A 24,997-nucleotide genomic window follows, 5' to 3' on the forward strand; every position below is an offset into this window, starting at 1 on the left:
GCAATTCTGGCTGTCAGTCAGTTTTGAAGTCAAATCATCGAAAGTCATTAAGAAGCGACTCGCTCGCGAATGTTTTCGACCTGACCTTTCGACAACCTTACAATCCGCTGGCCTTTACGGGCAATTGCCTCATCGTGAGTGACCATCATAATGGTAAGTTGTCGCTCAGAATTCAATCGCTCCAGCAGTTCAATAATCCCTTTCCCCGTATCGACATCCAAATTTCCCGTAGGTTCGTCGGCCAGGAGGATTTCCGGCTCGGAAATGAGAGAGCGGGCAATGGCGGCTCGCTGCAACTCGCCACCCGACATTTGGCTCGGCTTGTGCTTAATTCGATGCTCCAGACCCACTTGGGCAATCAATTCCCGAGCCTGATCCTGGAGTTCGCTCCGCTTTTTCCAGTATTCCCACATCGAATAGCGGATCATCAGCGGAGACAGCACATTTTCGAGAACTGTCAGTTCAGGCAGCAAATGATAGAACTGAAAGACGAAGCCGAAGACTCGATTTCGTAACTGATCTCGAGTTTTTGCGGGCAGATGATCGATCCGTTTGCCATCCAGTCGGATTTCTCCGATATCGGGCGTGTCCAGCAAGCCTGCAAGATGCAGTAATGTGCTTTTTCCGGAGCCTGAGCGGCCGATGATCGAGAGGAACTCGCCTTTGCGAACCTCCAGATTCACACCCCGAAGGACATTCACCGCTTCGGGTCCTTTTCGATAACTTTTATCGAGAGCGACAGCCGACAAGTGGACCGGTGGAGTCGGAAGAATTTCGTTCATTCGATGGACCTGAATTTGAAAACACTCGTAGGTCAGGCTGTGCCTGACGAAAATGGACGTCAATTATACATCATGTCAGGCATAGCCTGACCTACAGCTATTCGCGTCGCAACGACTCGACCGGGTGCATTCGAGCGGCTCGACGAGCCGGGAAGACACTGGCCAGTACCGCAATTAACATCGCTCCCAGGGCAACCGAGAGGACCATGGAGGGTTGCACTGCAGTCGGGATTTCCGGGAAGTAATAAATGGTTTCATCAAACACCTTCCGGCCCGTTATATACGTGATCGCATCCTCGATTTGATTGATGTAATGCACGAACGTCAGCCCCAGCAGAACACCGACTCCACTGCCAACGACTCCTAAAGCAAGACCGTAAGAGAGGAAAATCGACATGATGCCACCCGAGCCAGCTCCCAATGCTTTCAGGATGCCGATATCGCGGGTTTTCTCGACGACAATCATGTAGAAGATGGCCAGAATTCCGAAGCCAGCCACGGCAATAATCAGGAAGAGCAGCACGTTCAAAATGGCTGATTCCACTTCCACAGCGGCCAACAATGGCCCCTGCTTCTGTTCCCAGGTTTTAACGACAAACTGATCCGGGGGAAATGCCGACTTCAATCGTTCGACAACAACCTCGGCATCTTTGTAATCCTTCAGTTTGATGTGCAGAGAAGTAATCGCTCGCTTACCGGTCGCCGGGGAAAGCATGCCTCGCACATTTTGGAGTTCTTCAAGATTACAGAAGACCAGATTGCTGTCGTATTCGGTCATTCCGCTTTTGAAAACATCGACAATCGTTGCCTGGAAGGCGGCATGAGAAGGAGGACGTCCAGCGGTCACAGTGCTGATTTTAACATCGTCTCCGGGACGAGCCATCATCATTGTTTTCATCAATCCGGTTTCCGGATCGCGATACGGATAACTGACCAGTCCTGCTCCGACATAAACTCGACCATCCATCATTTCATAAGGGTCAGCCGGAGCCTGTTCGGCGGCTTGTCCATCAAAAAACGGATCGGCAAACGGATCTACTGGAAGGGCAGCGGTCTGGACTTCTTGCTGAGGCTCAATCGAGGCTGTCTGTTTCGGCGTTTTCTCCGATTCCAAAGCCGCCAGTTGACTTTCATACCACTTTTGACGATCGATTTTCTCGTGACGATATTCTTCGGCTTCCGGCGAAAGTTTCCAGTTCGGAACTTCCTCATCGGGTCGCAAGGCAGGTCGAGCGATTTCACCATTTTCGTAGACCGGATTAAAACTGTCCAGAAATGAGCGTAACGGGCCGACCTTCGCCTTCCCTTCCGGCTCAATTCCAATCAGTGTGACCGGTTTTGTGATCCATTGCCCGGCAAAGTTGAAGTTCAACATGCCGTAGACTTCGACAGTCGGTGTGACCGCTTCGATGTAACCATCGGCCACTTCCCTGGCAATGCGAATCTGCAGATCGGGATCGGAAACGCCGTCGTAACTGTGGGATTCGATGACGACATCGGCCAACAATCCGTGAATTCGCTCCCGCATCTGAGTGCCGAAACCGGACATCACACTGTTGACGACGATCATTGTGGCAACGCCGAGCATCACACTGATAATGCTGGCTAAAGCAATATAGCGGGTCCGCAAATATCGCTGACATAAGAGCATTTTATACATCTCGCCAGTCCCTTGGCTGAGGAATTATTTTCGTGTCCCGGTCCTCCAGACCGCATCAGAAGGGCTGTTATCTGTAAACAACCGCACAAATCCACATCAAAAACAGGTGAACTTGTCCCCATTGCGTTCTTGGAATCAACCAGAATACGCAACAATCCCTTCCCGATCCCGAAACTATATCGATTCCCCGACATCCAGCCAAGCCCAAGTCGAAAGAGCTGAAATTATAGCTTCATCCAGCATCGGGTGGCACGCCCAGAACGAAGTGATGGGCGCGGAATCTTAGCTCCAAGCATCGTAAACAACCTTTTGCCATCACAACCCGAAGCGTCAGCGAGGGGCAGGCGATCCCATGGAAAATTGAGATTCCAAATTTTTTCCGCATTCAGATTTTTTTGTGAGATCTCTTTTATTGATGCATTCCAAGCAAAAAGACAAGTAAAGCCGTCCCCTCACTGACGCTTCGGGTATAAGATTATACCTGCGGCTTTCCGCTTTCTGCCCTCGGCTTTCCATCCCCCTGTCCCCTCCCGTGCCGACTTTCCGTTTTTAAGAGTGAGAGGCAGCACAACGCGGCCTCAACACAACAAAAACAACATCACTCCAAGGAACAAAACCATGTCACGCTTCACTCTCACACTGATCGCTCTGGCTGCTCTGACAACCTTCACCACTGCTGCTCAAGCGGGTGGTTGCTCAAAGGGAGGCTACAAAAAAGGTTACGGCGGCAACTACGGTGGAAATTATGGTGGTCACTACGGCGGCGGAAATTACGGCTACAAAAAGACTTACCACAACGATCACTATGTGAAACCTGTATACGCCAAGCCAATCGTTCACGAAGTTGTGATTGAAAAACCGGTTTACCGCGAAGTGATTGTCGAAAAGCCAGTCATCATTGAAAAACCTGTCTGCCCGGCTCCACTCCCTTCCCTCGGCTTTTTCGGTGTGATGTGTCCTGAAGGGATGCTGATCAAAGAAATCCAGCCGAACAGCGAAGCTTGCCGTTTGGGTCTGGCTCCTGGCGATGTGATCAAGATGTTCGATGACATCCGCATCATCTGCGAAGACGACTGGACTCACGCACTCAAGTGCTCAGGCAAAGTCGCCTGCCTCAAAGTGATTCCCTGCGGACAACACACGATCCTTGAGTACCACGCACAGTTGGCACCCGGCCTGGCTTACTAGGAGCATTCTGCTCCACCGGGGGCGGAATAGTAGGGTGCGTCCTGACGCACCGGAATCCGGGTAGAATTCAATTCGAAAGCGATAAGTGAATCGCGGAGGTTTCATTTTGGATTTGAGAGTCAATAGCGAAGTCATCTCGGCAGCATGGTGCGTCAGGACGCACCCTACAACTGCTCCACCGGGGGCAGTCGCTTGGACGATTTGGGTACAGAAAACGATTCCAGTTACTCCTGCAGAGCGTCAAACGAAAACAAAAACGGGCGAGTCTGAAAAAGACTCGCCCGTTTTATTGTCAATCATTTCAATTCAAACACTTTTTGATTGATGTTTCTCGTTTCCCACCAGTAGCGAATGGGGGCACCGGACCAGTTGTTGACGATGTTTCCGGTTTGATTGGTGTACCAGTTGCCGCAGTCTTCATTCCAGATCAAGTTGTCGAGGTCGGACTGTAGTTTCTGATCGAACTCTTCGACGGCTGATTCTGTGACTTCGACCGTACTGGCCTGTGCTTTTTGCATCAATTTGAGGCAGTTCATAATGAGTTTGACCTGACATTCGATCATGAAAATAATCGAATTATGTCCCAGGTTGGTATTTGGACCATAGAGCATGAAAAAGTTGGGGAAGCCGTGGGCCATTACGCCGTACCAGGTTTTCGGGCGGGCTTGCCAGGCGGTATTGATATCCAGACCGTTTCGACCGATCACTTTCATTGGCGAGAGAAATTCAGTCGATTTGAAACCGGTCGCATAAACGATGGCATCGACGGGATAATTTTCCTCACCGGCGACAACGCTGTCAGAAGTCAGCGACGTCACGCCATGATCGATGACTTCGACATTTTCCCGACCCAGACATTGTAGATAATCATCGGAAAGCAGGACTCGTTTACAGCCAGCCGGGTAGCGGGGAATGACTGTTCGCCATAGTTTTTTTGGCGTTCGCTCCCGCATTTTTTTGAGAAGCCAGTGTCGAAAATTCTTGTTCAAAACGCTGTTCCGCCGGTAGAGTTTGATCCGGTATTCATGTCTCCAGAACAGATAGGAGCGATACAGTCGGGCAAAGCCGGGAATCCAGCGGAAGGCAGCGGTTTTTATTCTCGAATAAGTTTGATCGTTTCGAGGTGCGATGTAATTTGCAGATCGCTGAAAAATGTATGTCTGACGGGTTTGTTTTGAGATTTCGGGGATCAGTTGAATTGCTGAAGCTCCGTTGCCGATGACGGCTACTTTCTTATCCTGAAAATCAAACTCATGATTCCAGCGAGCCGAGTGAAATTGCTGGCCTTCAAACTGATCGGCTCCAGGCAGATTCGGAATGCTTGGTCGGTTCAGCTGGCCAACACTGCTGATGAAAATGTTGGCAGTGAGTGCTTCGCCAGATTCCAGCTGGATGTTCCAGAGTCCAGTCGCTTCATCAAAACGGGCCTGATCGACCGTTTCGCCAAATCGTGTGATTGAGGAGAGGTCAAACCGATTAGCGGTCTCTTTGAAGTATTCCAGCAACTCGGGCTGGAGTGCGTAGAGGCGGGACCAGTTGGACTTGAGGGCAAACGAGAACGAGTAAAGCATGGCCGGGACATCGCAACCGCAGCCGGGGTAACTGTTTTCGAGCCAGGTTCCGCCGAAATCGTTCGATTTCTCAAGGATTGTGACGGACCGATAGCCTGCCCGCTTCAGCTGAATCGCCATGCAGATGCCGCTGACCCCCGCCCCCACAATCACGATGGTTGGCTGCCCCGAATTCAAACTCCCTTCTGGCCCGTTTCGCGTCACTTCGTCCCTCAACTTAACAGCTGCAATTACCTGACTTTTATTGTCGATTCTGAATGTTCCGAAAACACTATAAACGAGAGCCTGACCATAAGAAACAGGAAGTCTAAAGAATCTCAGTTCTTGCCGCGTGTTTTCCAGTTCGGATGTGAAACGTGGGCTTCGTCCATCAGTTTCGTCAATTGCTTGACGATTTCGGGATGCTCGCTGGCGATGTTATTTTCTTCGCCAAGATCCTGGGAGAGATCGTACAGTTCGACTTTGCCGTCAAACATCGGAATGCGGATCGCTTTCCAGTTTTTTTTGCGAACAGCTTGCTTCGATTCTCTTTCGTAGAATTCCCAGTAGAGATAGTCGTGTTCTGACTGCTGTTCGGGATGCCCGGTCATGACAGGGACGAAGGAAATACTGTCGAGATTTTTTGGTGTATTCGCATCGGCCAACTCGCAGGCAGTGGCGAAGAAATCGCCGAAATAGGCGACGTGATCCGTCACACTGCCCGGCTGAATATGCCCTGGCCAGCGGGCGATTGTCGGAACGCGGATGCCTCCTTCATACAGATCGCGTTTCATTCCTCTGAGAGGGCCGTTGGGGTCGAATGTCTCTGGGTTGTTACCCCCTTCTTTGTGGTGTCCGTTGTCGGATGTGAAGATGACGAGGGTTTCTTCATCGAGTCCCTGAGACTTGAGTTGCTTGAATAATTCGCCGATGCCGTTGTCCATGCGAGTGATCATAGCGGCCTGGCCTTTATCAGGATCACTCCAATCCTTTTCAGAATAGATGCCGTAATCGGGAACTTCCTGTCCGTTGCCGGTGCCGCGGGTTCCTTCGTTGTTTGCGTGGGGGATAGTCAGTGCCAGATACAGAAAAAAGGGTTTGCCCGATTTTTGATCGGCAATGAATTTGCTGGTCTCTTCCATGAACAGGTCGTGAGAATAATCGACGCGTTTCGTCGCCCAGCCCGCTGATCCCCATTCGCCGGTTTTCACTTTATTGACGACATTTCTCAGCTGAACTTTCTCGCCATTTCGCCAGAGAATTTCCGGATAGTAATTGTGAGCCTGATGCTGAGAAAGATAGCCGAAGCTGTAATCGAACCCCTGTTTGTTCGGAAAGCCAGCTTCTCCTCCACCCGGTTCGCCAAGTCCCCATTTCCCGATCAGAGCGGTGCGATACCCTGAGTCCTGAAGCACTTCTGCAATCGTGACATCTTCATCCCGCAATCGCTGAATATTTGATGCGGAGTTTCCCCGAACTTCGCAATGACCTGTGTGCAAGCCCGTCATGAGAACGCAACGGGAAGGAGCACAAACGGTTGCTCCGGCGTAAAAGTTCGTGAATTTCATTCCCTCGGCTGCCATCTGATCGAGATTCGGAGTTTTGATCTTCTCCTGACCAAAGCAGCCGAGATCTCCATAGCCGAGGTCATCGGCGAGAATGAAAATGATATTCGGCCGAGTGGAGGACTCTGCCGCGAATGATTGCGCAGGAAAGAGTTGCGGAATCACTGCTGCGAGTAGCAAAATAACTTGGGATGTTATTCGATTGAACAAACGATTTGGGAATGACTGGTTTGTGCTGACCTGCGTCCAGGAAAAACATATCGACATAATGAAACTTTCTGAGTGCTGTCATGCTCTGCGCTGTAGTCACTCCCGTTCTCACTTTTGATCCACGTGCGCATTCTGAAAACATTGTGAGACGGGTTGAAGTTTCATTGTCTCTCTCGAATCTCCCGAGGTCAATTCTCAGCGGAAATTCAGTTCGTTTTTACTACACTTTGCAGGATCCGGAATTCTCGGAGCACTGGTTCCAGGGCATACGAGCCAGCATCATTCCCATGCCGCAGGTATCGGTAATTCCCGCGAAAACCAATCCGGCTCCCACGAACGCGGCTATTCCGAGAAAGCCCGGATGGACGAACGCTCCCAGAGCGGTCCCGATGACAACAAGTGACCCGGCTGCGATGCGAACCTGACGTTCGAGTGACATGACCTTGCGACCGCGAACGACTTGCAGACCAGCTTCATCGCAGGCCATTGTTCCTCCGACGACGTTCACCGCATTGGAGTGTCCAGCCTTTTGGAATTTCTGACACGCCATTTCCCCCCGGCTGCCCGATCGACAAATCATGTAAACGGGCTCTTCTGCAGAACCGTTGCGTTCTTTGACGATCGCATTCGGATCCAGTTTATCGAGTGGAATATTTCGAGCCGATTTTAGATGCAATTCCTGAAACTCAGCCGGCGTGCGGACATCGATTAAATCCAATTCCGGTTTTGACTTCAGTCGTTCCTGCAATTGCTCTGGCGTAATTGTTGATGAACTCATAGCGAGTCTCCCTGGTGGACTTCCACCTGATAATTGTCATAGTGTCGAGATGTTACGATATATTTTTTCAAAAAAATGCACCCCTCACCCAAAACGGGATTCGATGCATGTCATAATTTGTGCCAGGTGAGGTTCCACGACCTTATAATAAGCTTTCCGGCCTTCCTTCTCGCTTTCCAGGAATCCACAACGCTGCATCAGCCTCAAATGTTCGGAGGCCATGTGGCTGGGGATCTCACAGGCTTCAGCAAGTTGTCCGACCGTAAAGCGACCATTGAGCAACATCTGCACAATTCGCAGTCGATGCGGATGAGCCAGAATTTTCAGACACTCAGCAGCCTGCTCTAAGGCTGGCAGTGAAATGAGTGGCTTTTCTTTAGTTTTTGATTTCGTTGTCATTGGATAACCTCTTACTTAATTATATCGTCATGTTACGACATTTCAATTGATTTAATTTGGAAATCTGTAAGATTAATCCAAACACAAATCATTTTTTCACTTTTCCCTGGGTGTCGAAGCAGGAGCTTCAATACTGCGTGCTCCCCAGGAGCACAGCGTTTTACATAAAATGCCATAAACGTTTTGTGGTAATACATTTACCTCATTTCTTGTCTTGAACGCCGCCCCCTCGCTGACGCTTCGGGTTATGATTATTCATGCAGAATGATGAGGACCCTGGAAACAAGTTGAGCAAAAATCATCCCAGCATTTTTTCCAGCACATCTTTAGGAGCCGGGGCGTATTTGAGGGGAGCCATCGAGTAGGAGGCTCGTCCCTGAGAGAGACTGCGAACTTGTGAGGAGTAGCTGAACATCTTTGCGAGTGCGACTTCGGCTGCGATTGCGGTCAGGTGTCCGCGTTGTTCCTGGCCGAAAATGGTCGCGTGTCGAATTTGCAGGTCGGCCTGGATGTTGCCGAGGAATTCATCCGGGCAGACGACTTCCAGCTTCATGATCGGTTCGAGCAGCACAACATTCTCTGCATTCATCGCATCATCGAACGCGCGGTCGAGAGCGGCTTTAAGGGAGATTTCTTCGGTTTCATTGAGGCGATAATCGACATCGAGAATCGTCATCTGCACGCCCATCAGCGGATAGCCGTAGTAGCCGACGCCATCGAGTAGTTGCTTGGCGGTTTCATCGAGGATATACCTCAACTCGTTGGTAAGGGCATCGGGCTTTAATTTATTGACATAAGCGTCTGACTTATCGTCAGTGATGGGGCCAAGCTCCAAGGTGACTCCAGCATAGCGGTTGCCGCTGGCGGTTGTCTGATGAAACTCGCCATGACCTTTGACCTTTTTCCCGATGGTTTCGCGATAACTGACACGTGGCTTGTGAACTTTGGCGTTCAGACCGAAGTCCCGCAGGATGCGGTCTTTAATAATTTCCAGATGCAATTCGCCCATTCCGCTGATGATCTGTTGACCGGTATCTTCATTGATGGTGCACTGAAAGGTCGGATCCTGCTTTTCGAGCCGGGCGAGAACTTCGTTCAGTTTCTTACGATCGGCATTGGTTTCCGGTTCGACAGCCATGGAAATGACGGTCGCCGGGAATTTGATCGATTCGAGCACGATTGGTTTTTGGGTATCGCAAAGGGTATCGCCGGTGGCGGTTTCCTTGAGTCCGACAATGCCTGCAATATCGCCGGGGCCAATGACATCGGTTTCGATTTTCTCTTTGGAGTCGGCCTGGATATGCCAGATTTGATTGATCAGCTCTTTCTTGTTGGTTCTTGGATTCAGTACCCGCGAGCCACTTTTGAGTTTTCCAGAATAGACTCGCATAAAGTACAAATCGGCATGAGGCTCGGCGACAATTTTGAAGACGATGCCGCAGAATGGTTCATCAGCATCTGGAGCACGCGTTTCAATCGCTGGCTTCTTCGAATGACAATTGCTGCCGGAAACTGGCGGTCGATCAAGCGGGCTGGGAAGAAACGCGGAGACGCCATCGAGCACAGGCTGTACGCCGATATAACTGAGAGAGGAACCGCAAAAAGTCAGTTGAATTTTTCGGTCGAGTGTCGCCTGACGCAGGATTGGGATCATCTGTTCGGTTGTGATGGTTTCGCCTTCGAGGTAGGCGTTCATCAACCCGTCATTGAACTCAACAGCCGCTTCCACGAGTTCCATTCTGGCCAGGTCAGCCTGATCGCGAAGTTCATCTGGAATTTCTGTCTCTGTGATGTTCTCGCCGCGAGATTCGGTATCGAAATAAACGGCTTTCATCGTGAGCAGATTAATGATGCCGCGAAACGGATCGGGATTTTGAGTGGGCCCGGCTCCAATCGGGATGGTGATCGGCACGGGTCGAGCTTTGAGGCGATCCCGCATTTGATTCAACGTTCGCTCGAAGTCGGCTCCGATCCGGTCCATCTTATTGATGTAACAGATACGGGGAACTTCATAGTGATCGGCCTGCCGCCAGACGGTTTCACTTTGAGCTTCGACCCCCTCGACCGCACTGAAAATAACGACCGCTCCATCGAGCACACGCAGCGAACGTTCGACTTCAGCTGTGAAATCGACATGTCCCGGCGTGTCGATAATGTTGATCGTCTTATCTTTCCAGAAGCAGGTGATCGCAGCTGAATAAATCGTAATTCCCCGCTTGGCTTCATCGGGATCGAAATCGGTCGTGGTGGTGCCGTCATCGACATTCCCCATCCGATGCGAAGCCCCGGTGTAGAACAGGATCCGTTCCGTCGTCGTGGTTTTCCCGGCATCGATATGTGCGATAATGCCAATATTACGAAGGTCTTCTAACGATTTTGCCATGATTTCAACTGGTTTTATTGATAAATTGGTTGGATTGAGTTCCCGGAAAATCCCCGAGTTTTGTCAATCATAAGTATGTTTGCAGAATGTGAACAGTGCGGCGGGTGGGATTGCAGGGATGAGAATTTGAAAACCATGTCGAATCCGGGTGACACACTCTGAGTGGAGCGCAGCGGAAGGATGGGCGTGTGGGAATTTGGAGATCAGTAATTGTATGTTAAGTCCGATCTTATCACTCGAAAATCCTATTCGTGTAAGAATGGTAAGTGCTTATTCTGATGGGACCATCTGGTTTTCGTTTGAGGATAACATAGGAAAATTTGACCAAGCATGTATTGATGGACGTTCGAGTAGTATTACACAATATCGACTATTTGATCAGGCTCGGCATCCAAATTTTCCGGAAGCAGTCCTTGTTGAATTGGGTTCATTCGAAGAAGGGATTATCGTTTCTCTGGTTTCTTGCTGGCTAGGATCTCACACTCCTCAAGAAACTGGCATAACAGAGTACGGATGGCAATTAATTTGTGATACTTTAATAAGAATTGGGACCCGACATTAATCACGACACAATTGAATAAATTGCTCTTACTAAATCACCACGCCCATCACTTCGTTCTGAGCGTGCCACCCATCCATGTCGAAATTGAGTAATCAGTTCAATATGTCCCTTAAGAAAATGTAACCAATGTGGCCATTCAGAAAAGCGTCTCGTTATACGATTACTAGAGAAGGTGACAAGGTCTTTCTCTCGGTGTATTCTCCGATTCAGAATTTGCCTCCGAAAGTAGTTGATCAATACCTTTCAGATTTGCAATCAGCCGTTAGGAACTCAGTAGAAGAAAATGTTTGGAAGATCGTCTCTTCAGGCAATATGCAGAGTGATCCCAAAGCATGCGAATACGTTGAAATTGTCAGACGCTCATTGATTGATGAATTTGGATTAAAAGATGATTCAAATGAAGTTTGGATTGGAAACTACCATTTGGGAATGATTGTCATTGGGTTCAATGCAAAACCACAAGTGATCTATCCGTACTATTACAAAGGAATTCAGCTCAAACCACTTATTTCTGAGAGAGCGAGTATAGGCTCAGATCAATGATTCTTCGTATAGGAATAACTGGCTTTCGAGAACGATTGGATCCTCCTCTTTCCTTATCTGATATAGCCAAATTCAAAACGTCATGCTTTGAGTTTGCGCGCAAAACTGGCGCACGGGTTAATTCCGAGAATCTCAAAGCTCCCAATGAGACCTCAAACTTCAGAACGGCTCATTTTGAAACTCCTAACCAAAAATTCTCCGCTTTAGTTAATCTTCACTTCCCTGTTATTGGATTCGTTTCACGTACTGGAGGCTTTAATTCATCAAACCTTCAGTTTATTGATTGCCTATGGGAAACGACTGAATTTGAAGACTTTGAAATCCTTTCACAATCAGATTTGCAAAAAGAAATTAGCAAGGAAGAATTGGAACAACTCTCGCCAGCAGAAAGAATACAGGTCAAGTATTGGAAACCAAAACGAATTGGCGATGTGATATTCAATTGCTGGGACTAACTCTCTAAATCTTCGAATCCGGGTGGCACGCTCAGAGTGGAGCGAAGCGGAAGGATGGGCGTGGTCGCTTCTAAATCGACGTCCATGAAATGAACTCGATCGATGCAAAGACAATTCTTAAATCATCAACGGTATCTGGCAAATCACCACGCCCATCACTCCGTTCTGAGCGTGCCACCCAACGCTGCTTACTCTTTGAAAACGGGTAAACTTTTATCCATTTTCAGAGGAACATCGTTTTCACCGGCATACCATCGTGCACTTGACCATTTCCAGTCAATTGCTTTGTTGACTAATCCTCGACGGACAGGGTTCTCATGGAAATAATCGAGTGTTGCGAGAATCGCTTTGGGATTATCAATATTCCGATCATATCCGCCCCCAGCCTGCCAGAATCGTCTGCGAGTTCTTTTTCCCTCAGTCACTGTTATTTTGGGAATCCATTCAGAGGCATTTGATTCAATCCATTGGACTGCTTTTCGACCAACATCTTCCTTCACTTTGCTGATATATCTGGAGACAGTTTTCCCATCCTCTTGAGGATAAACGAGGAGATGGACATGTTCGGGCATGATCACATAAGCCCAGAGATCCACAGAAAACAGCTGGCGATTTTTCTCTAAAGCCTCAATCAGCCATTTTCTGGTTCGATCCTTGGAAAGAAATTGGTAACGCTGATAGCAGGTAAAGGTTAGTGAGCGAGCAGTGAGATCCTTCTCAAAGCGTTTGCGACGTTTGCTGTAGTATTGCTTTCCTGTTGAAAGATTTCGGACTTGCATGAAAATAGCCTTGAATGAAAATTCAATATCTATCCTGCGATCACCACGCCCATCACTTTGTTCTGAGCGTGCTACCCACGATTTCATTAAATCGTGAAACTGAAAAACATTCAACGCCAACGGGTGGCACGCTCAGAGTGGAGCGAAGCGGAAGGATGGGCGTGGTCGCTTGTAGATCGACGTCCACGTCATGAACTCGATTCATGCAAAGACAATTCTTAAATCATCAACGGTATCTGGCAAATCACCACGCCCATCACTTCGTTCTGGGCGTGCCACTAGTATTAAGCACCCTCAGGTTTTTTCAGTTCCTTCGCGGCTAATTTTTCACTGGCCTTTTTCTGATGCTCTTCGACTTTGGCGTAGGTCATATCGGGTACGAAGGCGATTAGGGTTTCGCCAGCTTGGGGTTCGGAGCGTTCTTCATCCGTCAGAATGATGAGTTTGCGGGATTCTGTGATGACAAATAGTGGCAACGCCTGGGGGCCGTATTTTTCGCGGAATGATGAGTAAGAATATTCTTCAGTCAGTTTAGACGCTTTGACGACGAAGCCATCGTTCATCAAATCGGACAACATCCGATAGGTTGTACCGCCGGAAAAAATGTAGCGAGCCCGCTTGGACTGATGCGATAACGCCTGCCGCTGTTTGTCGGAGACATTTGGCTTCAGTTGGAACAGATCTGCCCGATCAAAGACTTCCTGAAATTCCAGAGCCGCCAGCATATTGACCTGATCGTTCGGGGTCATCGCGACAAAACGGCCCAGTCCACCCAGGTCCAGCTCTTCGCGAGCGTATTCCGAAAGGATGCTCGCATTGTTGGAAGGCAGCCCCAGCATTCGAGCAGCACTGATGTTTTCATGGTTGGTATCGACAAGCAGGACCTGAAAACCTTCTTTGTGGACGACCGATGCAATCGAACGGACCAGCCGGTCGGACCCGGCGAACAGAATGCCTTGTGGATTTCGTTCCGAGATCCCCAGATAACGTGCCAGAGGAGCAGCTGTCAGTCCATAAAAAGCGACGGTGCCTACAATGACGACGAAGGTCAGCGGGACGAGTTTGTTCAAATCGGCCAGCATTTCAGGCGAGATGACTGAATGGTCTCCGCCAGCCAGATGAGTCAATTCGAGAGCGAACACACTGGCCACGGCAGCAGCAACAATTCCACGGGGTGCGAGGAAGGAAAGAAACACCTTTTCCTGCCATTTGAGTTTCGTCCCATAGGTCGAAGCAAAGACTGCGATGGGCCGAACGATTCCAATCATCAAAATCAGAAATCCGACAGCTGGCCAGCCCAAGTGGAGAAGTTCGGTGAATTGATATCTTGATGATAACAAAATGAACAATACGGAAATCAGCAGGACGCCTAGATTTTCTTTAAATTCAATCAGGTGTGTGATTGAAACGCTCTTCTGATTGGCCATCAGAATTCCGAGAACAGTGACCGTAGCCAGTCCCGATTCTGCCATCAACAGATTTGAAAGCGTATAAGAGGCGAGCACACTCATCAGCATGAAGGGGTTTTGCAAATAGTCGGGTATCAAGTGCTTGCGGAACATCACAATCAAAATGTAAGCGGTAATGAATCCGATGACGGTACTGATCGCCACCGCTGATCCCAGACTGATAATAATATCGACCGTCGCTTCGGTTAAGCTCCCGGAAGCAATCGCGGTGGATACGAGTACCGCCAGCAATGCTCCGATGGGATCGATCACAATCCCTTCCCACTTGGCGATTGAGCTGATCGTCGGATTCGGTCGCACATGCCTGAGCAGAGGGCCGATCACTGTCGGGCCTGTTACCACGAAGATCGCACCGGCAAGCGAAGCAATCCACCAGCTATTGAAAATTAATTTGGCAGCACATGTTCCAAGAATCCAGGTAATCACGCAGCCGACGGTCACGAGGCGGGTTACGGAACCGGATGTCATTTTCAATTCACCCAGCCTCAGGCTCAAACCGCCATCGAAGAGAATGACGGCAACGGAAAGCGAGACGAGCGGGAAGAGTAGCGCATCATCAATGATTCGAGTGGGATCGACCACCGTATTGGCGGCAAAGCCAAACATGAGCAGCAGCAGAATGGCAGGCAGTCTCATTCGCCACGCCAGCCACTGAGCAGTGATACCCAGAACAAATAAACCTGTCAGATAGATCAGAGGAGTATTCAATATCTGTGCCACCTGTGTTGTATGTTCTGAAGATGAATTTCGGAGATTAATTGTAATGGAAAACGAAGTTTAATTTCAAAAACTGGATTCCCGTCTGTCTTCCCCTGCTTCGACTGTAAAAATGGACGTCGCCGCCTTATGATATTTTCTGGGGATTCCAGGCAATAGCCAGAGTATTTGCCCATGCTATTGAGGAGAGGCTGTTGCTCCAGAGAGTTGTACCGTTTAAGGAGCCTTCCTGCAAAGTGCTTTTGTGCAAGAAGGTGTTAGAATCCGTTTGAAGAACTTTTCCATCAAACGAGATGAATATGTTAATCAATCCAATCCTGGACTGACCGAGAGAACGCGAGGCAACAAATGAGTTTACGACGACAACAGAAATCGAATACATCAGTTTGTGAAAAATTGATTTTGACATCAGGGATATCCAATACGGCAGTCACTGCACTTCTGTCACTCTCCATTGTACTTTGCATCACTTGCGGGGCGTCATTGCAGGCAGAAGTCCCACTTGGATTACCAAAGCTGAAAGAACCGAAGGATAATCCTTCGACGCCTGGGAAAATCGAACTGGGGAAAATGCTGTTTTTCGACAAACGGCTCTCTGCGGACAGTTCAATCTCCTGTGCTTCCTGTCACGACCCTGACAAGGGCTATAGCAACGCAGAGCAGTTTGCCACTGGTGTTGAAAACCAAAAAGGAGGACGGAATTCTCCAACAGTAATTAATAGTGCATTCCAGACCTTCCAATTCTGGGATGGTCGGGCGGCCAGTCTGGAAGATCAGGCCCTGGGGCCGATTCAGAATCCGATCGAGATGAATATGAAGATGGACCTGGCACTCGAACGAATCAATGGAATTCCCGAATACCGTCGTCGGTTCGAGGAAGAATTCGGTGAACCCGCTTCTGACGAAACCCTGGCAAAAGCGCTGGCAGCCTTCGAAAGGACTTTACTCTCAGGCGATGCCCCTTATGATCGATTTGAGGCGGGCGATAAAACCGCGTTGTCCGAATCTGCTCAACGTGGGAAAGACCTGTTCTTCGGAAAGGCAAATTGCACTGCCTGCCACAGCGGAGGAAATTTCACAGATAACAGTTTTCATAACATTGGCATCGGCATGGATCAGGAAAAACCTGATGAAGGTCGTTTTGCCATCAGTAAACTCGGAGGCGACACCGGCGCATTCAAAACTCCTACGCTTCGAGAAATTGCCCGCACCGCTCCTTATATGCATGATGGCAGCCTGAAAACGTTGAAAGAAGTCGTTGAGCACTATAATAAGGGGGGTATTGCCAACGAATATCTTGATGAAGAAATCTTTGAGATGAATCTCTCTGAAGAGGAAGTGAATGACCTGGTCACCTTCATGAAGGAAGGTTTAACGAGCGAATCTTATCCCCATGTTGAAACGCCCGAATTGCCGGAATAGTTAGTTAGCCCTCTCTGGCAGGAATTCACAACTGACTTCCCATGAGAACTCGAAATTGAATTCATAAAACCACAAACTCTAAGAGGAACGATGAAAATGACTGAGCTTAAGACAATCACATTTGCCGCAGTCGCACTGTTCGGCTTGACCTTATTAATGCCGAATCCGAATGCCAACGCAGCCGATGCAAAAGAAAAATCGATGAAATCGCGGGTGGTTGCCGACCAACTCGATAACCCGTCCGGAGTCGCCGTTCACCCGAAAACAGGCCATGTCTTCTTTGCATCTCGTGATGGAGTGCATCGGCTCGTGCCTGGGAAAACCGGCAAAGTTTACGATGAAATCTCCAGCTATCCGACTGATGTTTATGGGAAAGGCCCAAAATACAATATTGGACCTCTGGGCGTAGGTTTTCTTGGAAACGACCATATTGTCGTCGGTGATGGCAGCCGGCCTGATGGTGAAGAACTCGTTCGCGTTTACAAAATTTCAGCCAATCCTGCGACTCAACCTGTTGCTGAAGACTCCGCAGAATTCACATTAGGGCCAATTGAACAAGGTGAAGATTCCGCCAAAGGTGAAGGTAACTTTTATGGAGTTGCCGTAAATAAAGCAGGGATTTTCATCACCGCTAATGGAGATGATACCAAAGGCTGGATCCTGAAAGCCGATGTCAAAGGTGGAAAACCGAAAGCGTTGAAAGCGTTCATCGCGACCAAAGTCGCAACGGGTGTCGATGCTCCTGTTGCAATTACCAATGGCGAGAACGGCGAAATTGTTGTTGGTCAGATGGGTGAGATGAATGTTCCCGGCGACAGCTTACTGACCGTCTACAATGCCAAAACGGGAGAACTGCTCAGCAGTTATGAAACCGGACTGAGCGATATTGCTGGCCTGGCATTCTCTCCCAAAACGGGAAAACTTTACGCAACCGACTTCTCCTGGGCCAAGCCTGAGGATGGCGGACTTTTCGAACTGACGACTGACGGTAAAGATGTCACCGTCAAGAAAATTATGTCTCTGGATAAACCGACCGCTTTGGCCTTCGACAAACGAGGACGACTTTACATCACCGTCTTCGGGTCTGCCGAAGAAGGAAGTGAAGCAAATCCAGGGCAGTTGCTGATGGTTCCTGCAGGACTGTAAGCGTAAAGGGAATTTGTCCTTGAGGACAAACACTGATGAGATACAATAGGGTTGTGGAACGAGTGTTCCATGACCCTATTTTTATATAACGGTCAAACACACGGTATCGGGTGCCACTGCTGATTGGCCCGGCAGTGCGATTTGTAATTCAATACCTGTCTTAAAACGGAAGGAATCTCTGTGTCTGCTAGTGCTGAAAATACGATAGAAGATCTTCCAGAGATTCCGACACTCCGGTTCACTCCCGATTTAACCCGTTCGATTGCCGTGCTGGTTTTTTCTGTGCTGTTTCTGGCCATCGGTATTGAGTTGGTTAAGGATGGCGTGCTTGAGGGGCTTCTGCTGGTGGTTTTATTCAGCCTGGCAATTGTCGCCTGTTTAAGTGTCATTCTCCCCGGTGCTTGTTTTGTCGAAATAGATGCTGAAGAGATTACGATTTCCTCCAGCTTCCGCCGCAAAGTGTATCGCTGGGATCAAGTCGAACGCATTGGGATTTTTGAAGTGGGCATCATTCGCAGAATCGGTGTCGACCTGAATGCCAAATATCCCGGGCCGGAACGCGTTCCGAATTACATGAAGTCCGCCAGCGGGTTTCATATCTCGCTGCCATCGATGGCGGGCATGGAACCTGATGGCTTGCTGGAAGTGATGCAAAAATGCTTTGACGCCTCGGTGAATAGTCAGGACGAGCGGGGTCAGTCTTAGCTCGAACTCACCACGGCGATTCCATCATGTCGACAATCCGGCGTGCTAAACGCGTAATCGCTTCGTGCTTGGCGGTGGCGAAAGACTGCCCGACTTCGGGAGCAAAATTCGACTGAGTGAGCAATTGTCGAGTTTGGGGGTCGATGGGCAATGTCTGCCGAGCGAGCAATTGTCCGCCGGAGGTTTCTTCCCAAAGAATTTCGACGCCAATTGCGAGTTGTAATTGACGAGGATCATCGAAACTCGTTTCACCCAGGACGGACTTATTGACTTCGACAACATGTCCGATCAATCGTGTATCAGCCCGATCTGCAGTCGATAACTGGTAAGGAGTTCGAGAACGGATTTCCTTCTGGACAGCTTCTGTGAGTTCGATATTGATATCTCGTCGAAACAAATCGGAAGTAAAAATCGGCACATGGACCGAGCGGATTTCAGGATCGTAAGGAGCCCCGATGTGATATCCACAGCCGGCCATCAGAGTCAGAACAGGCAAAATGAGCCAGACGATGAACGGACAACATCGATCCGCTGAGATCGTACAATACGAGCTTCCGAAATTAGCGATGCCGGGGGCAAGTTGTACTCGTCCCCAGCATCTCAAGTTGTCTGTTAATCGGTGAAACAACATTTACCTCGTCGTTGCTGGTTCCTGCCCCAGTGTCAGTGTGGCTTTGCCCGGCTGAGCTTCATCATATCCCGGATTCGGGTTAAATGGTGGAGCGTTCGAGCCTTCATCTTCTTCCGGATCTTTGGGGACAGGCCTCAACTTTGGCATTCCCCAGGATGGGAAGAAGCGTGGTTTCTTTTCTTCTTCAACCTCAGGTTCAGCTACGGGTGGTTGTGTTTTTGCTGGAGCCGAGTTGGGTTGATACTCCGGAATCATCGCCGTTTGAGTCGCATCAATCGAAGGAATGTCTGCAACCGTCACCCCTTCCATGGCCAGCATCAGTGTGTTTCGCTTCTGATATTCTGGCAATTTCGAGAGGAGCCCTCGAGCCTTGCCCGCATAGAACGAACCTGGGTGAGTATTGATGATTTGATGGCAAACCATCTCGACTGCGGTGAAATTTCCTTTCCCTAACCAGAAGAGGGCATTTTCAAATTCCCGAGCGATTTTGGCTTCCTCAACTTCTTTTAGCTCGGCTTCCAGACGCTCCCGTTCTTCAAGTGATAAGTCCTGGAACGAAGCCAAAGCAATCGATTTGAGCTGTCGAGATTGCTCCAGACTTTTTTCATCGTAGGCGGCTCCCTGATAGGAAGCCTGTGTCACGTAAGACCCGAGGATGTAGGCATCCTTGGCATGAGGGCTGTCGGGAAACTCTTCACGTAACAACTGATACGTCTCTGCCGCCTCGGCATGACTGCCAATCCGCAGGTAGTGACTGGCGGTCAACATCAATGCATCATCAGCAAGTGGACCTGTCGGGTCGTTTAACCAGATCGCTTTCAACGCTTCGAGCGCGCGTCCTTCGGTATCTGTTGCTGGTCGTTTCTTATCGAAGAAGTTGAAGAATCCGGGACGATTGTATTCGGTATTGGCAACAATTTTCGGTCTGCCGGAGCGTCCGTTTTCTTCGTATGCCGCCATTTGAACTTCGCTGTTGGTGGTTTGCTTGAAATCCATCCAGGTCAAGGCGATATCGTACAACCGCTTGGAGGCGGCTTCGAGATGGCGTGTGTTCGGGTAATCTTTCAGCAGGCCGAGATAGACATCTTCCGCACCAGGAAATTCATCCTGCTTGTAACGGCTTTCGGCCAGCATGAATAATGCATCTTCCCGCAGCGGCCCATCGGAATACTTGGCTTTTCGTGTCGAGGGAGCTTTAAAGAAGTTGCCGAGGCTGCGTCGACGATACTGCCCGGTTTCATCGAGGGCATACTCTTTTGCAATCGTATCGAATGCTTTTTCTGCGGCAGCATAATCGCCTGAGTCGTACAATGCTTTTGCCGCCTGATACTGCTGGAATTCAGGGGTATTTGCCAGTGAAGCCGTTGAGACAATGGACTGAGAATTGGACGCCAGAATTGTGCGTTCCATCGGTCCTTTAACATCATCGATACTAGCCGTGGCATCGCTCGGACTGCCGAACGGATTTAAGCTCGACAAACCCTTTCCGCTGCCGCCAAACGTCTGACATCCCACCGCGCAGCACATCATCAAACCGAGTGCACACGATTTTAGTAAGAGCCGCGGTGGCTGCTGAGGATTAAAATAATTATTCATAAATTCGACCTTGCCCTCAGAGAATTCGAGGGATGGGAAGGGAGGTCATTGGAAATTGACCAATGGGGGGAGGAGAGGAGGTGTGTTCTTTCAATTCGGCACGGGGAGGTGGCCAACTTGAACGAACGATGGTTGAGCCGAGGAGATTGGCTCGAAGGGGAGGTGCAAATAATATGCTTTAATATTTCAGATACGCGAGCATCTTGGGACGATGGTCGAGTGTCTGAGAAATGAGAGCCGTCATGAGATGACGAATGCTTTTGAGTTGTTGAATTGTTGGAACAGGAGTGAAGTCGTCGGCGATGTCGGTTTGACTCAGCCGGCGCAGCAGCGTGATCACGCCGCCGGTGAGCGGACGCGTTGACATTTCGCTTTGACGACACTGCGAACACAACAACACTCCTTGTTGAACCCACAACGACCAGCGGTCCTGATTATCCATCACAGGACGACCACATTGACACGCTTCAAACTCCGGAAGTAACCCCATTTCCGCCAGAGTCAGCAGTTCAAATCGCAATAAGGTGAGCCGAAAATCGGCTTCGGATTGCAATCGACTTAACGTCGTGACTGCCGCATCGTACCAGCGGGGATAAGGATCGAACTCCTCGGAACAGGACCCAAGCAGTTCCGCCACATACAGCCCTGCGTAATACACATTCACATCATGTGCAGACGCACGGAACCGCTCGACGAGCCTGGCTTCGGTCAGAATATCAAGACTGGAGGTAGGTTTGTGCAGGAAAACTATCTGACAACGGGTCAAAAGGTCAATAGCAGCCTCAAATGAGCTCTTGAGCCGCTTGGCTCCCTTGGCGAGTACGGAAATCTTACCGAAGTCCCGAGTGAACATTGTGACTACGCGACTGGTTTCACTGAAGTCGACCTGCCTAATGACGAGCCCTTCGGTTTTTCTGCTATCTGTTGACATACAACCAGTTACGCCATTTCCATTTTGATAAATCCCTCACGGTCCCGCCTGTTTACCGGACTCTGAAGAACTGTCTAAATATTCAACGATCAACCAGCATTCTAGAAACTTGAGAGAGAATTTACAGAATCCCCAAGATTTCTGTTTTTTGTGAATGAAATCGATAGCAAATTCAGGCGAATTATCAATCAAACTTGGTAAAGAAATTTTGAATCACGGATTTTCACGGATGATTTATAAAGATGTAGGTCAGGCTGTGAATGACGACAAACGAGATGGCACACACATTACGTCAGGCTATGCCTGACCTACAGCTGGTATTCCCCTATAAATAATGAACAGACATTATCGTTCAGTTAGCTAAAAAATTTGGGTGGCGGGGGCGCTCCGCTCAAAGCGGAAGCCCCCGAAAGTACAACCTCGGTTTGAGTGATGGATTATCCCAACCCGTCCATCAATTCTCTTCGAGAACATCTGTGTCCATCCGTGGTTCAAAAAATAAAGCAACTCTTTCCCATCGATTTTCAGGAATCATCGACTCAATTTTCTCTGCCGGTGGTGTTATCGAACCGGGAATTGGTAAGATCAAAGTGACTGGATAATGAACTCCAACATCCGCCGGCTCCGAATCGATGATGAGCCGGTCTTGATCTGAATATCGAAATGAAAGACTGAAGGAGATTCCCCATGGTGATGACCGCCTCCACAATGTTGCCGCTCGGCTCTCAGGCTCCCGACTTTTCTTTACCGAACATCGATGGCAAAACGGTTTCACTCTCTGGCCTGCCGAAAGATCAGCCGATTCTGGTCATGTTCATCTGCAATCACTGCCCGTTTGTATTACATTTGCAGAAAGATCTGGCTCAGTTCTCAAACGAATACCAGGCAAAAAAACTGACGGTCGTTGGCATCAGCTCGAACGATGTGAATACACATCCCGATGACGGCCCGGACAAAATGAAAGCCATGGCCGAGAAAAGCGGCTGGAATTTCCCGTATCTGTACGATGAAACCCAGGATGTCGCCAAAGCCTACAAAGCAGCCTGCACGCCCGACTTCTTCCTCTTCGACAAGGACCGCCAACTCGTCTATCGCGGCCAGTTCGACGACAGCCGCCCGAGCAACGGCCTGCCCATCACCGGAGCCGACCTCCGAGCCGCCTGCGATGCCGCACTGGCTGGCAAAGATATTCCCGAACAACAAAAACCGAGCATCGGCTGTAATATCAAATGGAAAGAAGCTCCGGAGTATTTCACCGGAAAGCCTGCGGTTTAAGGGTTTGAAACCGTTAGGTTTTTAAATTTTGACTATGGCACAATTTGGTTTCGGGAATAAATTCAAGAACTGATTTTGTGTCATTTTTTGTTCACAAACATTTGTGCCTTGATCTAAAGAATATAACTACTAATGAGTAAATTCTTCTTGATTTGCAGCCTGCTTTTTCTTTTTGGATGCTCCGATTCAGCTTCGGACAAAGAAAGTAAGAGCACTATTAATGAAGCTGAATCCCAAGAGAGTGATAATCCTAAAGAAGTTTTTAACAAATTTAAAACGGCATTGAGCAATAAGGATGGTGCCTTAGCAGTTCAATATGTGACAGCAGAAACCATTTTGTACTATGAATTATGTCGGAAATGGGCACTGGGCACAGAAGATGTCGATTTTGACTCTCTTCAAACTTTAGATGTCATCATGATTTTCCATTTAAGATATCGTCTGAAGGAATCAGAACTATCGAAAATGGATGGGGCTTCACTGTTCACTTGGGGTGTCGATGAAGGCATGATCGACGAAAACACGGTGATTGATATGGAGATAAATAAAACACTAATCGAGGGAGATAGAGCGATATCGACTATCTTGTTCAAAGGCCAACCCTCTGATGAAATCACTCTGGATTTCACTAAACAAAATGGAGAGTGGAAATTCGAAATGATTCCACTTATGCAAGTTGCAGAAAAATCGCTTGCAAAAATAGTACAACAGTCAGGAAAAACCAAAGTTGAATTAGCCGTATTCCTTCTGGAGAAAGAATATAAAGAGGAAATATCCCCATCTATTATCAATGGCCCAGTTCAATAAACCGAAACAATGGAATTCAATTTACTAATCAGGCATGACCCTGAATTTCACTTCGCTACGCATCCATAATTTTTGATGGCATCGATTCCTCGAACCTGGATTGATTCAATACTGTCCTATTCACAATCAAGTGAGTATGATATGAAATAGCCGTGTGAGTCGGCATATTTGATCGAAATCCCCCAGAGTGAATCCGCCGTTATGCGAAGTGAATCTGAAGTTCCGTTTAGTGACAATCCCTTTTCCATTCCGATTGCCGACCGTGTCAAACGGTTGCCGCCGTATCTGTTTGGGAAGATCAATAAGCTCAAATATGAAAAGCGAGTTGCCGGTGTCGATGTCATCGACCTGGGGATGGGGAATCCGACCGATCCTCCCGATCCGCTCATCATTGAGAAAATGACCGAAGCGCTCAGCGATCCGAAAAACCATCGCTATTCGGTTTCAAACGGCATCGCCAATTTGCGGAAAGAAGTCGCCACACGTTACTTCAAAAAGTACGGTGTGAGGCTCGATCCCGATAGCGAAATCGTCACCTGTATCGGTTCCAAAGAAGGGTTCAGCCACCTGTGTCTGGCCTTAATGGGCCCTGGCGATACGGCAATTGTCCCAGCTCCATATTTCCCGATACATGTTTACGCCGTCGCTCTAGCAGCCGGAAATGTGATTTCGCTCGACTGTCGTGAGCCGGACAAGTTTCTCTCGAATATTGCCTACACCTGTCAGCATCTGTACCCAAAACCGAAGCTAGTCATTGTCAACTTCCCACATAACCCCAGCACGACATGTGTTGAACAGGATTTTTACGATGAGCTGGTCAAACTGGCCAAGCGTTACGAATTCCTCGTCATTTCCGATTTCGCCTACGCAGACATCTGTTTCGACGGCTACAAAGCTCCCAGCTTCCTCTCCTCGAAAGGGGCGAGCGATGTCGGTGTCGAATTTACGACTATGAGCAAAGGCTACAGTATGGCCGGTTGGCGTGTCGGATTCTGTGCCGGAAATCAGGAGATGGTCCGGGCATTGGCGACCATCAAAGGTTACTACGATTACGGTTTGTTCCAGCCGACGCAGATTGCTGCGATTGTCGCGATGCGTCATTGCGAAGCCGCCGTCGAAAGCGTCGCCGATGAATATCAGGTCCGCCGCGATGTTTTATGTGATGGTCTCGAAAGAATCGGTTGGGAACTAGAGCGTCCGAAAGGAACGATGTTCGTCTGGGCAAAAATTCCAGAACCGTGGGCCAAAATGGGCTCGATCGACTTCGCGATGAAACTGCTTGATGAAGGTGGTGTCGCCGTCAGCCCGGGCCGTGGTTTCGGTGAAGATGGCGAAGGTTACCTGCGATTGGCTATCGTCGAGAATGTCCAACGACTGCGACAAGCCGTCCGGCAGATTGATCGCTGCCTGAATAAATCAGCAGTGACAGCCGAGAGTTAAAGTC

At 48.9% G+C, this 24,997-nt stretch carries 21 protein-coding genes; 9 read left to right on the top strand and 12 right to left on the bottom strand.

Annotated elements, in window-relative coordinates:
- Positions 1-47 precede the first annotated feature (47 nt).
- Positions 48-782, bottom strand: a complete 735-nt coding sequence (locus tag Pan54_RS17870) for an ABC transporter ATP-binding protein (RefSeq protein ID WP_146504774.1) — start codon at positions 780-782, stop codon at positions 48-50.
- 97 nt (positions 783-879) lie between these two features.
- Complete coding sequence (locus tag Pan54_RS17875) at positions 880-2,442, bottom strand: ABC transporter permease (RefSeq protein WP_146504775.1); 1,563 nt, start codon at positions 2,440-2,442, stop codon at positions 880-882.
- A 618-nt stretch (positions 2,443-3,060) separates the two neighbouring features.
- Here Pan54_RS17875 and Pan54_RS17880 point away from each other — a divergent pair.
- Complete coding sequence (locus Pan54_RS17880) at positions 3,061-3,630, top strand: PDZ domain-containing protein (protein ID WP_146504776.1); 570 nt, start codon at positions 3,061-3,063, stop codon at positions 3,628-3,630.
- A gap of 296 nt (positions 3,631-3,926) precedes the next feature.
- Here Pan54_RS17880 and Pan54_RS17885 read toward each other — a convergent pair whose 3' ends face one another.
- The 5 genes from Pan54_RS17885 to fusA all read right to left on the bottom strand — a co-directional run bounded on the left by Pan54_RS17885 (position 3,927) and on the right by fusA (position 10,515).
- Positions 3,927-5,405: a flavin-containing monooxygenase gene (locus Pan54_RS17885; RefSeq protein WP_146504777.1), complete on the bottom strand. Its 1,479-nt coding sequence runs from the start codon at positions 5,403-5,405 to the stop codon at positions 3,927-3,929.
- 113 nt (positions 5,406-5,518) lie between these two features.
- The gene (locus tag Pan54_RS17890) at positions 5,519-6,925 is read right to left on the bottom strand and encodes an arylsulfatase (RefSeq protein WP_390621951.1); all 1,407 of its coding nucleotides are present in this window, start codon (positions 6,923-6,925) and stop codon (positions 5,519-5,521) included.
- Between the two features lie 250 nt (positions 6,926-7,175).
- Entirely contained in the window at positions 7,176-7,733 is a 558-nt protein-coding gene (locus Pan54_RS17895) for a rhodanese-like domain-containing protein (protein WP_146504779.1), read from the bottom strand.
- A gap of 84 nt (positions 7,734-7,817) precedes the next feature.
- Complete coding sequence (locus Pan54_RS17900) at positions 7,818-8,132, bottom strand: ArsR/SmtB family transcription factor (RefSeq protein ID WP_146504780.1); 315 nt, start codon at positions 8,130-8,132, stop codon at positions 7,818-7,820.
- Between the two features lie 298 nt (positions 8,133-8,430).
- Positions 8,431-10,515 carry an elongation factor G gene (fusA, locus tag Pan54_RS17905; protein WP_146504781.1) on the bottom strand — a complete coding sequence of 695 codons (2,085 nt, stop codon included), beginning with the start codon at positions 10,513-10,515 and terminating at the stop codon, positions 8,431-8,433.
- Between the two features lie 688 nt (positions 10,516-11,203).
- Here fusA and Pan54_RS17910 point away from each other — a divergent pair.
- Positions 11,204-11,620: a hypothetical protein gene (locus Pan54_RS17910; RefSeq protein WP_146504782.1), complete on the top strand. Its 417-nt coding sequence runs from the start codon at positions 11,204-11,206 to the stop codon at positions 11,618-11,620.
- Positions 11,617-12,075, top strand: a complete 459-nt coding sequence (locus tag Pan54_RS17915) for a hypothetical protein (RefSeq protein ID WP_146504783.1) — start codon at positions 11,617-11,619, stop codon at positions 12,073-12,075. The genes Pan54_RS17910 and Pan54_RS17915 overlap by 4 nt, the downstream gene beginning before the upstream one ends.
- A gap of 188 nt (positions 12,076-12,263) precedes the next feature.
- Here the strand turns inward: Pan54_RS17915 and Pan54_RS17920 are convergent, their stop codons facing one another.
- Together Pan54_RS17920 and Pan54_RS17925 are read right to left on the bottom strand one after the other, a co-directional pair.
- Positions 12,264-12,854: an REP-associated tyrosine transposase gene (locus tag Pan54_RS17920; protein ID WP_165441838.1), complete on the bottom strand. Its 591-nt coding sequence runs from the start codon at positions 12,852-12,854 to the stop codon at positions 12,264-12,266.
- A gap of 284 nt (positions 12,855-13,138) precedes the next feature.
- Positions 13,139-15,031 (bottom strand): cation:proton antiporter, encoded by a 1,893-nt coding sequence (locus Pan54_RS17925; RefSeq protein WP_146504785.1) that lies wholly within the window; start codon positions 15,029-15,031, stop codon positions 13,139-13,141.
- Positions 15,032-15,388: 357 nt separating this feature from the next.
- Here Pan54_RS17925 and Pan54_RS17930 point away from each other — a divergent pair, with 357 nt between their 5' ends.
- From Pan54_RS17930 to Pan54_RS17940, 3 genes are all read left to right on the top strand, one after another.
- Entirely contained in the window at positions 15,389-16,462 is a 1,074-nt protein-coding gene (locus Pan54_RS17930; protein WP_146504786.1) for a cytochrome-c peroxidase, read from the top strand.
- A 96-nt stretch (positions 16,463-16,558) separates the two neighbouring features.
- Positions 16,559-17,608, top strand: a complete 1,050-nt coding sequence (locus Pan54_RS17935) for a hypothetical protein (protein WP_146504787.1) — start codon at positions 16,559-16,561, stop codon at positions 17,606-17,608.
- A gap of 180 nt (positions 17,609-17,788) precedes the next feature.
- Positions 17,789-18,313, top strand: a complete 525-nt coding sequence (locus tag Pan54_RS17940; RefSeq protein WP_146504788.1) for a hypothetical protein — start codon at positions 17,789-17,791, stop codon at positions 18,311-18,313.
- Between the two features lie 7 nt (positions 18,314-18,320).
- Here Pan54_RS17940 and lptE read toward each other — a convergent pair whose 3' ends face one another.
- From lptE to recO, 3 genes are all read right to left on the bottom strand, one after another.
- Positions 18,321-18,944, bottom strand: coding sequence for an LPS assembly lipoprotein LptE (gene lptE / locus Pan54_RS17945; protein ID WP_146504789.1), 624 nt, complete (start codon positions 18,942-18,944; stop codon positions 18,321-18,323).
- A complete protein-coding gene (locus tag Pan54_RS17950) occupies positions 18,945-20,540 on the bottom strand; it encodes a tetratricopeptide repeat protein (protein ID WP_146504790.1) in 1,596 nt (531 codons plus the stop codon).
- A 178-nt stretch (positions 20,541-20,718) separates the two neighbouring features.
- Positions 20,719-21,471, bottom strand: a complete 753-nt coding sequence (gene recO, locus Pan54_RS17955) for a DNA repair protein RecO (protein ID WP_146504791.1) — start codon at positions 21,469-21,471, stop codon at positions 20,719-20,721.
- A gap of 687 nt (positions 21,472-22,158) precedes the next feature.
- Between recO and Pan54_RS17960 the strand changes: the two genes are divergently transcribed.
- The 3 genes from Pan54_RS17960 to Pan54_RS17970 all read left to right on the top strand — a co-directional run bounded on the left by Pan54_RS17960 (position 22,159) and on the right by Pan54_RS17970 (position 24,993).
- Complete coding sequence (locus Pan54_RS17960) at positions 22,159-22,746, top strand: thioredoxin family protein (protein ID WP_146504792.1); 588 nt, start codon at positions 22,159-22,161, stop codon at positions 22,744-22,746.
- Between the two features lie 132 nt (positions 22,747-22,878).
- Positions 22,879-23,553, top strand: a complete 675-nt coding sequence (locus tag Pan54_RS17965) for a hypothetical protein (protein WP_146504793.1) — start codon at positions 22,879-22,881, stop codon at positions 23,551-23,553.
- 201 nt (positions 23,554-23,754) lie between these two features.
- The gene (locus Pan54_RS17970) at positions 23,755-24,993 is read left to right on the top strand and encodes an aminotransferase class I/II-fold pyridoxal phosphate-dependent enzyme (RefSeq protein ID WP_146504794.1); all 1,239 of its coding nucleotides are present in this window, start codon (positions 23,755-23,757) and stop codon (positions 24,991-24,993) included.
- Positions 24,994-24,997: the final 4 nt, after the last annotated feature.

This window comes from Rubinisphaera italica, from assembly GCF_007859715.1.
GTDB lineage: Bacteria > Planctomycetota > Planctomycetia > Planctomycetales > Planctomycetaceae > Rubinisphaera > Rubinisphaera italica.

Excerpts from the sequence above, each read along its gene's own strand:
- Pan54_RS17870 (WP_146504774.1), bottom strand. The coding sequence starts at position 782 with ATGAACGAAATTCTTCCGACTCCACCGGTCCACTTGTCGGCTGTCGCT.
- Pan54_RS17875 (WP_146504775.1), bottom strand. The coding sequence starts at position 2,442 with ATGTATAAAATGCTCTTATGTCAGCGATATTTGCGGACCCGCTATATT.
- Pan54_RS17880 (WP_146504776.1), top strand. The coding sequence starts at position 3,061 with ATGTCACGCTTCACTCTCACACTGATCGCTCTGGCTGCTCTGACAACC.
- Pan54_RS17895 (WP_146504779.1), bottom strand. The coding sequence starts at position 7,733 with ATGAGTTCATCAACAATTACGCCAGAGCAATTGCAGGAACGACTGAAG.
- Pan54_RS17900 (WP_146504780.1), bottom strand. The coding sequence starts at position 8,132 with ATGACAACGAAATCAAAAACTAAAGAAAAGCCACTCATTTCACTGCCA.
- fusA (WP_146504781.1), bottom strand. The coding sequence starts at position 10,515 with ATGGCAAAATCGTTAGAAGACCTTCGTAATATTGGCATTATCGCACAT.
- Pan54_RS17910 (WP_146504782.1), top strand. The coding sequence starts at position 11,204 with ATGTGGCCATTCAGAAAAGCGTCTCGTTATACGATTACTAGAGAAGGT.
- Pan54_RS17915 (WP_146504783.1), top strand. The coding sequence starts at position 11,617 with ATGATTCTTCGTATAGGAATAACTGGCTTTCGAGAACGATTGGATCCT.
- Pan54_RS17920 (WP_165441838.1), bottom strand. The coding sequence starts at position 12,854 with ATGCAAGTCCGAAATCTTTCAACAGGAAAGCAATACTACAGCAAACGT.
- Pan54_RS17930 (WP_146504786.1), top strand. The coding sequence starts at position 15,389 with ATGAGTTTACGACGACAACAGAAATCGAATACATCAGTTTGTGAAAAA.
- Pan54_RS17935 (WP_146504787.1), top strand. The coding sequence starts at position 16,559 with ATGACTGAGCTTAAGACAATCACATTTGCCGCAGTCGCACTGTTCGGC.
- lptE (WP_146504789.1), bottom strand. The coding sequence starts at position 18,944 with ATGTTGTTTCACCGATTAACAGACAACTTGAGATGCTGGGGACGAGTA.
- Pan54_RS17950 (WP_146504790.1), bottom strand. The coding sequence starts at position 20,540 with ATGAATAATTATTTTAATCCTCAGCAGCCACCGCGGCTCTTACTAAAA.
- recO (WP_146504791.1), bottom strand. The coding sequence starts at position 21,471 with ATGTCAACAGATAGCAGAAAAACCGAAGGGCTCGTCATTAGGCAGGTC.
- Pan54_RS17960 (WP_146504792.1), top strand. The coding sequence starts at position 22,159 with ATGGTGATGACCGCCTCCACAATGTTGCCGCTCGGCTCTCAGGCTCCC.
- Pan54_RS17965 (WP_146504793.1), top strand. The coding sequence starts at position 22,879 with ATGAGTAAATTCTTCTTGATTTGCAGCCTGCTTTTTCTTTTTGGATGC.
- Pan54_RS17970 (WP_146504794.1), top strand. The coding sequence starts at position 23,755 with ATGCGAAGTGAATCTGAAGTTCCGTTTAGTGACAATCCCTTTTCCATT.